Annotated in this window: 7 protein-coding genes; 6 read left to right on the forward strand and 1 reads right to left on the reverse strand. The window is 65.7% G+C overall.

The window, feature by feature from the left end; genetic code table 11:
• Positions 1-61 precede the first annotated feature (61 nt).
• The 4 genes from serS to JIM94_RS11210 all read left to right on the forward strand — a co-directional run bounded on the left by serS (position 62) and on the right by JIM94_RS11210 (position 4,109).
• Complete coding sequence (gene serS / locus JIM94_RS11195; protein WP_200253233.1) at positions 62-1,321, forward strand: serine--tRNA ligase; 1,260 nt, start codon at positions 62-64, stop codon at positions 1,319-1,321.
• 91 nt (positions 1,322-1,412) lie between these two features.
• Complete coding sequence (locus JIM94_RS11200) at positions 1,413-2,381, forward strand: lysophospholipid acyltransferase family protein (protein ID WP_200253231.1); 969 nt, start codon at positions 1,413-1,415, stop codon at positions 2,379-2,381.
• Positions 2,378-3,202: a Cof-type HAD-IIB family hydrolase gene (locus JIM94_RS11205; protein ID WP_200253229.1), complete on the forward strand. Its 825-nt coding sequence runs from the start codon at positions 2,378-2,380 to the stop codon at positions 3,200-3,202. The genes JIM94_RS11200 and JIM94_RS11205 overlap by 4 nt, the downstream gene beginning before the upstream one ends.
• 262 nt (positions 3,203-3,464) lie before the next feature.
• A complete protein-coding gene (locus JIM94_RS11210) occupies positions 3,465-4,109 on the forward strand; it encodes a TetR family transcriptional regulator (RefSeq protein WP_200253227.1) in 645 nt (214 codons plus the stop codon).
• A gap of 49 nt (positions 4,110-4,158) precedes the next feature.
• On the opposite strand, the gene JIM94_RS11215 is transcribed toward JIM94_RS11210, so the two are convergent.
• On the reverse strand, positions 4,159-6,228 hold the full coding sequence (locus JIM94_RS11215) for an N-acetylmuramoyl-L-alanine amidase (RefSeq protein ID WP_200253225.1): 2,070 nt from the start codon (positions 6,226-6,228) through the stop codon (positions 4,159-4,161).
• A gap of 548 nt (positions 6,229-6,776) precedes the next feature.
• Here JIM94_RS11215 and JIM94_RS11220 point away from each other — a divergent pair.
• Both JIM94_RS11220 and JIM94_RS11225 read left to right on the forward strand, forming a co-directional pair.
• Positions 6,777-7,478: a DUF3558 family protein gene (locus JIM94_RS11220; RefSeq protein WP_200253224.1), complete on the forward strand. Its 702-nt coding sequence runs from the start codon at positions 6,777-6,779 to the stop codon at positions 7,476-7,478.
• 164 nt (positions 7,479-7,642) lie between these two features.
• Positions 7,643-7,852: hypothetical protein (locus tag JIM94_RS11225; RefSeq protein ID WP_248703019.1), on the forward strand; the 210-nt coding region annotated here is incomplete at its 3' end.

The raw sequence follows: 7,852 nt of genomic DNA on the forward strand, positions 1-7,852 counted from the left end.
AGTCCGGGGGATGCCCCACCATCCGGGCAGTGGTACTGCAGGGTTCGGTAGGCTGGCATCCGTGATTGATCTCAAATTCCTCCGCGACAACCCCGACGTGGTCCGTGCCTCCCAGCGCACCCGCGGCGAGGATCCAGGGCTCGTCGATCAGCTGATCGCCGCCGACGCCACCCGACGGGAGGCGATCGTCGCCGCCGACAGTCTGCGCTCCGAGCAGAAGGCCTTCGGGAAGAAGATCGGCCAGGCCGCGCCCGAGGACCGGCCCGCGCTGTTGGCCGGCTCCAATGAGCTCAAGGCCAGGGTCAAGGACGCCGAGGCGACCCAGAGGCAGGCCGCCGAAGACGTCGAGCGTCTCCAGGCGCGGATCGGCAACATCGTCGAGGGTGCGCCCGCCGGCGGTGAAGACGATTTCATCGTCCTCGAGCACGTCGGCGAGCCCCCGAGCTTCGACTTCGAACCGAAGGATCACCTCGAACTCGGTGAGTCCCTCGGTCTCCTCGACGTCGAGCGGGGCACCAAGGTCTCCGGTTCCCGTTTCTACTTCCTCACCGGATACGGTGCGCTCCTCCAGCTCGGCATGCTCACCCTCGCCGCGCAGCGCGCCACCGCGGCCGGATTCACCCTCATGGTCCCGCCGGTCCTCGTCCGCCCCGAGACGATGCAGGGCACCGGGTTCCTGGACAGTCACGCCGACGAGATCTACCACCTCGAGGAGGACGACCTCTACCTCGTGGGCACCAGTGAGGTCGCACTCGCCGGCTACCACGCCGACGAGATCATCGACCTCTCCGGTGGGCCACTGCGCTACGCCGGCTGGTCCTCCTGTTTCCGCCGTGAGGCGGGCTCCTACGGCAAGGACACCCGCGGAATCCTCCGCGTCCACCAGTTCGACAAGGTCGAGATGTTCAGCTGGTGCAAGCCGGAGGACGCCACCGAGGAACACCGGAAGCTCCTCCAGATGGAACGCGACATGCTCGCGGCCGTCGAGGTCCCCTACCGCATCATCGACGTCGCCGGCGGTGACCTGGGAAGCTCTGCGGCACGGAAGTTCGACACCGAGGCGTGGGTCCCGACCCAGGGCACCTACCGCGAACTCACCTCCACCTCGAACTGCACCACCTTCCAGGCCCGCCGCCTGAAGGTCCGGTACCGGGACGACGACGGCCGCACCCAGCCCTGCGCCACCCTGAACGGCACGCTCGCCACCACCCGCTGGCTCGTCGCCATCCTCGAGAACAACCAGCTGGCCGACGGATCCGTCCGGGTCCCCGAGGCACTGCAGCCCTTCGTGGGCCGCGAGATCCTCGAACCCGTCAAGTAGAACATCCGTCCCGTCCCGCAGCAGGTGCACCCCGCAGGCGTGGCGGGACGGGCGTCGAGACGCCGCCAGCCGAACACAGACAGGACCCCCAATGACCCAGCGTGAGTTCATCCGGGAAGGCATCTTCCGCTATCCGGCGGACCTCGAACGGGTACCCGACCACCCGACCGAGGCAACCGAGCCGTTCTACTCCCGCATCGTCGCCGCCGTCCGCGCGCTGATGGGGGCCCAGGACATCACCATCACCATCGAGGGGGTCGAACACGTCCCCACCGACGGCGGCGCACTCCTCGCCTACAACCACACCGGCTACTACGACTTCATCTTCGGCGGTGTCGCGGGCTACTTCCGGGGCCGCAGGCTCGTACGCTTCATGGCGAAACGCGAGATCTACGACGTGCCCGTCGTCGGCTGGTTCATGAACCGCATGCGCCACATCCGGGTCGACCGTTCCGCCGGACGTGGAGCCCTCGACGAAGCGGTCCGCAGGCTCCGCGCCGGCGAACTCGTCGGCATCTTCCCCGAGGGCACCATCTCCCGCAGCTTCGAGATGGACCGGTTCAAGACCGGCGCCGCCCGCATCGCCGACGCCGCCGACGTCCCCCTCATCCCCATCGCCATGTGGGGATCGCAGCGCATCATCAGCAAAGGGGTGCCCCGGAACCTCGGACGGAAGCACATCCCGGTCTGGATCCGCATCGGCGAACCCCTCTCCGCCACCGGCGACCCCACCGAGGTCACCGAGAGACTCCGCTCCGCCGTCGCCGACCTCCTGGACGGTGTCCGCGCGGACTACGCCGCGGAATACGGCTCCTTCGAGGGTGCTCCCTGGATGCCCGCATCCCTCGGCGGCAGCGCCCCCACCCTCGAGGAGGCCGCCGTGATCACCGCGGAGAAGAAACGGGCCCGCGCCGACAGGAAAGCCGCCCGCGCCGCCCACCGCGCCGACCGGCGGGCAGACGTCGCCCTCGAGAAGATCACCGGACACGGCCGTGCACTCCCGGCCCGGCTCCGTCGCGCACTCACCGGACTCGCCGACCTCATCCGGGGACGTCGGTGACCCGCCCGCTGCTCGTCGGAAGTGACATCGACGGGACCCTGATCACCAGTACCGAACGGGTCAGCCGCCGCACCCGTGACTGCCTCCGCCGCTTCACGGACTCAGGGGGAGTCCTCGCCCTCGCGACGGGCCGCCCACCACGCTGGCTGCTGCCCGTCCTGGAACAGCTGCCCGTGCAACCGATGGCCGTCTGCGCGAACGGAGCCGTTCTCTACGACAGTGCCACCGACCGCATCGTCGACACGCACCCGCTGCTCCCGGACCAGCTGCGCGCCATCGTCGACACCGCCCGCACCGTCCTCGCCGACGCCGGCGGAGTGAACATCGCCATCGAACGGGCCGGCACCAGCGCCTTCAACCCCCAGTCCGAACTCTTCATCGTCGCCCCCGACTGGGCGCACGCCTGGCACTCCGCCGACTTCGGGGAAGAAGAGGAAGAGGAACTCCTCTCCCGGCCCGCGATCAAACTCCTCCTCCAGAACGCGGAGCTCGACAGTGCGGACATGCACCGCCGCCTCGTTCCCCACATCCCACCGGACACGGCACACCTGACCTACTCCGTCAGCGGTGGACTCCTCGAGGTCGCCGCGCCGGGCATCACCAAGGCCTCGGGACTCCGCGCCATCGCCCGTAGCCTCGGAATCCCCGCAGAACGGGTGATCTGCTTCGGTGACATGCCCAACGACACGGAAATGCTCCGGTGGGCAGGAACCGGGGTCGCCATGGGCAATGCCGTCCGGCAACTCAGGGACATCGCCGATGAAACGACCCTCACCAACGATGACGACGGGCTCGCCACCGTCCTGGAACGCTGGTTCTGACCGTCGCCGGCCACCGGTAGCACCGTGAAACAAAACGGGAACGTCGGCAGATAGTACCTCTGACGGAACAATGTCCCACCTGGAGTGGCCACGACAACCATCCGGCATCCCCGGGTGCTCCGGCGATCGGGCGGGCTTTTCTTCCGGTCATCAGCACTACGAAGCCACGGTGTGGCGGGTGGACCCGGGCCCTGTCCCGCGAGATCCGCAGCCACCGGAACAGGGAACGGTGAACAATGCCAACGTCACAAGAGGTGGAAACGTGAGCGGCCGACGCGGTCGCCCGCTCACGGTCTCCCGCGACCGGGTCATCGAGATCGCCGCGCGTCAGATCCGGGACAACGGCGCGGCGGGATTCTCCATGCGGGGTGTCGCGGAAGAGATCGGCGTCACCGCCATGGCGCTCTACCACCACTTCGACTGCAAGAACACACTCATAGCGGAAGCATTCCTCCACACCCTGAAGTCCCGCACCCCGGTCGACCTCCCCGCTGACACGGTGGAGAGACTCGTCGCGATCGCCGTGGAGATCATCAACCAGCTCGACGACTTCCCCTTCGCCAGGGAGATGGTGATCTCCGGCGAGGACACCTCCATCGTCTTCGGGGCGCTCTACCGCGACTTCGCCGCGACCGCCCACGCTTCAGGCGTCCCCGACGCGGAGATCATCCGCGCGGTCCAGTCGCTGCGCCGCATCATCGTCGGCGAGGTCATCGCACGGCAGGTGGACAGGGCCGCCTGCGAGGACGGCCGGTCCCTCTACCGGGGTGACACCCTCCCCGGGTCGATGCCCTGGGACCCGGAGGAGGCGGAACGCCTCCTCGAGGACGGGGCGCGGTCCTACTCGGTCGATGAACTCCTGCGTGCCGTCGCCGTGGAGATGCTCGGTCAACACGTGCACAACTGACACGGGGAGGGGCCACCCGCCGGGTGGCCCCTCCCCGTGAATCCGTGAATCAGGACTCGTGGATCTGAACGTCGCCCGTCGCCGGGTCGAAGGTGATCCAGCCACCCTGGAAATCGGTGCGGATCAGATCGCCGTCCCGGTACTCCTCATTCACCGGCATCCCCAACGGGCCGGCGTCGAATCCCTGCGCGGCCCACGCATCACCGATCGCACCCCAGATCGCGTGCGTACCGGCCTCCGGGGAATCCACGACCAGTCCGCCATCGAACGGTGTCACCTCGATCCGTGAATTCCGCTCCCCGACCGGGGTCGCGACCTGGGTACCACCGCGAGGTGAACCGAGAACAGGCCCGGCCACGGCGGTGACACGTGTCCACGCGTTCTTCACCTTCGTGTCACCGCTGAATGACACGGCCTTGTCGACGAGCGCCGGGACATCGGAGAGTTTCAGTCCCGCGATGATCGGCGTCCGGCCGATCTGCGCGATCCGCTGCTGTCCTCCTTCGCGGGAGGCGAGGAACGCCACCGCGACAGCCAGGAGAGATCCCGCGACCCCCAGAATCGAATCCAGTCGACCCCCGCTGCTGCCCAGGCGCATCTCCGGCGCAGGCGCCGGGTCACCACCCGGTGCCGGTGCAGGCTCGCTGGTCGTGGTCGTCGTGGTCGTCGTGGGTTCTTCGGTGGGCTTTTCGGTCGGTTTCTCGGTGGGTGTGGTCGTGGTGGTGGTCGTGGTGTCGGTGGTGTCCCCACCACTGAGCAGCAGCCGGTACTTCGTGTTGGCGAGTGCCCTGATCGTGCCCATCTGCGCGTACCCGGCATCACCCGGACACGAGGTGTTCCCGACATCACGGTGCGCGAAGATGTTCGGCAGCCTCACGCTCGTCCCGTACGGGTACTTCGTGTACGACGTGCCCTCGGAATAGTGGGTGTCCTCTCCCAGGGGATCGAAACCGGCGACCTTCGCCCGCCACCCGGCGAGCTCACCGACGGAGGCGAGTGTCTCCGCGCTCGGGGTCACGGTCGAGTAGTCGCCGATCATCGAGATGGCCCACGTGTTCTCGTTGAACCCGCCGGCGTGTGCGCCCTGCACCGCATGGTTCATGCCGCCGTAGCGGCCCTCGTAGATCCGGCCGAACTTGTCGACCAGGGACTGGTAGCCGATATCGCACCAGCCGAGATTCTGCGCGTGGTACTGGTAGATTCCCCGGACGATGCCTGCGGCCTGGCTGGGGGTGTAGTTGTTCGACCCTGCGGTGTGGTGGATCGTCAGCGCACTGACCTTGTCGTCGTAGGTGACCTTTCCGCAGCGTTTCGACTCGTCCGCACCCCAGCCCTTCCGGGAGATCACCTTCGGCATACCGCGGGCGTCCTCCTCCGCGCTCACCAGATCGACCGATGCCCCCTCGGAGGCCCGGCCGTCGACGAACACGGCGTCGATGGCATCCGGATCGACGGATTCCGCGACAGGTGCGATCTCACCGGCATCCGTGGAGTAGGTGATCTCACTCATGGGGGTGCCGTCGATCGCCGGAACACCCGTGAAAGCGGTGGACCGTTCGGTCGCGCCGGGGTCGACTGTGGTGCCGGGATCGCTCTCCACCCCGACCTCGGTACCGGTGACTCCGGCCCCGTCATCCGGGACGAGGTCGATGTTGCCCGTCGACACCTGAATGGTGTGTGTCGGCTCGACGTAGATCAGTTCCGTTCCGTTGGTGCCGTTCGGATCCTGCACGTCACCGGCGGGTTCCGCGTCGTACCAGGGGCTCCACGAACCATCGGCGCGTTTCGCCCGGAAGAAGGCCGCGATGTCCTTCTCTCCGTGCCAGGTCAGGGCGAACATGGAGAACTCCTCGTCCCGGGTGAACTCCTTCACCGCCCTGGGCCCGGTGGCTTCCTCGCCCTGGCTGATGATCGCGGCATCCGGGACGACCACGGTCTCGCCGGTGGCGAAATTCTGGGTGGCCACCGCAGCGGTGACGGGGTCCGTACCGACCGTGTCGGTTCGGGTGATGGACCGGTCGCCAACTCCGACCACGGCCGAGGTGATGAGCGCGGCGGACAGGACGACCGCGAGGGCCGGGCGTCTGGACTGCGTGGTGATGCGGCGTCGCTGCTTCACGTTCTGGTTCTCCTTGATGGGGGCAGATTCGATTGTGTCCGCCAGGCACTCCGTCGGAACGGAGCCGCCGGGGCGGCCTCATGTGTCGGAAGGTGTCACTGGTGTCGCTGCCGATAGATGATGCATAAGGGTGCGACAGACTACGTACGGGGCCGATGGTAACAGTGTTATTTGTGTTATTGGTGGGGTTTCGGGGCGTGTCGCCCGGAAAATGTGGGGCCCACCCCGGGAAATCGCTGTCGTCGGCATGACGGACCGCAGATGTCCGGGTACCGGCGGAACACACGGGCCCTGTATCGGACGAAAGCTTCCGCCCCGTCCGGAAGTCACACGGACCCGCTACGAGCGGGGAACGGAAAATTCCCGGAGCTCGCCCGGGTGTCGCAACGCGGTCTAGGCGCTGATCTTCCCGTAACGAGGTGACATCCACGGCTTCGGGCGGTAGGGGCCGATGCTCCTGTCGGACGACCCCGCTCCACCCCCGATTCGTCACCTGATGGAACCTGTCGGCCGCAATCCCGGTCTGATTCTGATGAACGGTGCCGCACATGGCGGCGCAACCGGAGAAGAAAGACGGGTACCCGTTGACCAGAACCACGGTCTCGACCGCGTTCCTCATCGCGTGCAGCTGCCTGATGCTGGCCTCATGTCAGGCACCGGAACCCGGCACGGGGCCGGCCGGGCGGGAAACAGCACCGACCGATACATCCGGCACGCCGTCTGTGGAGGAGGTGCCGGATCTGTCCTCGGCGACGTCCAACGCCGACGGCGGTCCCATCGTCTTCGACCCGGTGGAAGCGGGAAAGAACCTTCCCGACCCGTGCACGGAACTGTCGGCCACAACCCTCAATGAAATCGGATTCAGGGAAAATCCCAATAAAACAGCTATCGGCTTGAATGACAATTTACTTGGTAAGGCTATAACCTGCAGTCTTGATTTAATCGAAATGGTCGACAATTTTCGAGCTTTGGGTATGGATTCAGACAATGTCAGCAAAGAGTACATGGTAGAGAACGGGCTATTTATTCGGGAAGTTCCGGAATCTATCGTCCCGAACGCATACTTCTACACTTTTTCACCCGGGGAAGAAGATATCTGCTGGATCGGAGCCGACACAGCTAGGGGGAGGCTGGGGCTCAGTGTCGCTGGGCCGACTCCGTCGATCCGGGAACGGCTCTGTGAAGAAGCTGTGGGCTATTTCGACAAAGCATATGTCGAAACAGATGGCTTCTCTTGGCTCGTAAATTAGTTTTCTTTATTTCTTTAACGGAGGTAATCATGGAAATCAGGTTTGATTCAGATCAAGCAGGGAAAATTGTTGAGGCTTTGAAAAATCAGTGGTCCAGGGTCAGAGATTCCCAAAGGGAACTAGGCGTCGAAACAAATATATCCGGTTATTCTCAGGCTCCCGGTTTGGCTGATCTCGGGCAGCAGCACGCACAGGTACTTTATGGTTCGACGGGATCGGCGGATGATGTGCTCACCGTGTTCCGGGGTCAGGCCCGGTGGTTGGCGCAGGCATTGAGGTCAACGGTCCGTGCGATGGAGACCATCGACGGGGTCAACCGCATTCAGTTGCAGACCAGTGCGCCGGGGCCACGCATCACACCGGAGGATCTGCCC

Origin of the sequence: Corynebacterium pygosceleis (assembly GCF_016595275.2) — a bacterium.
Lineage (GTDB): Bacteria > Actinomycetota > Actinomycetes > Mycobacteriales > Mycobacteriaceae > Corynebacterium > Corynebacterium pygosceleis.